Here is a 1,137-nt window from a genome sequence, read left to right on the forward strand (position 1 = left end):
GGCGGCACCTCGCTAACGGATTCACCACTCCAAGAATTGGAGCCAATCAATTCTTGCGGAGAACTGTGAATGCGCAAACCAACCCTTGGCAGAACATATCCATCGCGTCCGCCATCTCCAGCAGCCGCACGCGGCGCATCTCGGGGCCGACGCGCTGGGCTACGTCTTGCTGGCGTTCGCGACGCGAGGCTGGATGGCCTTCCCCATTATGATTCTTCTCGCTTCCGGCGGCATCGGGATGCCCGCGTTGCAGGCCATGCTGTCCAGGCAGGTAGATGACGACCATCAGGGACAGCTTCAAGGCCAGCAAAAGGCCAGGAACCGTAAAAAGGCCGCGTTGCTGGCGTTTTTCCATAGGCTCCGCCCCCCTGACGAGCATCACAAAAATCGACGCTCAAGTCAGAGGTGGCGAAACCCGACAGGACTATAAAGATACCAGGCGTTTCCCCCTGGAAGCTCCCTCGTGCGCTCTCCTGTTCCGACCCTGCCGCTTACCGGATACCTGTCCGCCTTTCTCCCTTCGGGAAGCGTGGCGCTTTCTCATAGCTCACGCTGTAGGTATCTCAGTTCGGTGTAGGTCGTTCGCTCCAAGCTGGGCTGTGTGCACGAACCCCCCGTTCAGCCCGACCGCTGCGCCTTATCCGGTAACTATCGTCTTGAGTCCAACCCGGTAAGACACGACTTATCGCCACTGGCAGCAGCCACTGGTAACAGGATTAGCAGAGCGAGGTATGTAGGCGGTGCTACAGAGTTCTTGAAGTGGTGGCCTAACTACGGCTACACTAGAAGGACAGTATTTGGTATCTGCGCTCTGCTGAAGCCAGTTACCTTCGGAAAAAGAGTTGGTAGCTCTTGATCCGGCAAACAAACCACCGCTGGTAGCGGTGGTTTTTTTGTTTGCAAGCAGCAGATTACGCGCAGAAAAAAAGGATCTCAAGAAGATCCTTTGATCTTTTCTACGGGGTCTGACGCTCAGTGGAACGAAAACTCACGTTAAGGGATTTTGGTCATGAGATTATCAAAAAGGATCTTCACCTAGATCCTTTTAAATTAAAAATGAAGTTTTAAATCAATCTAAAGTATATATGAGTAAACTTGGTCTGACAGTTACCAATGCTTAATCAGTGAGGCACCTAT

General features: G+C 52.9%; 1 pseudogene. It reads right to left on the reverse strand.

Annotated elements, in window-relative coordinates:
• Positions 1 to 82: 82 nt before the first annotated feature.
• A pseudogene (locus CLD20_RS20470) lies at positions 83 to 145 on the reverse strand (type VI secretion protein); the annotation flags it as partial.
• Positions 146 to 1,137: the final 992 nt, after the last annotated feature.

The sequence above is a fragment of the Afifella sp. IM 167 genome, from assembly GCF_020144925.1.
GTDB lineage: Bacteria > Pseudomonadota > Alphaproteobacteria > Rhizobiales > Afifellaceae > Afifella.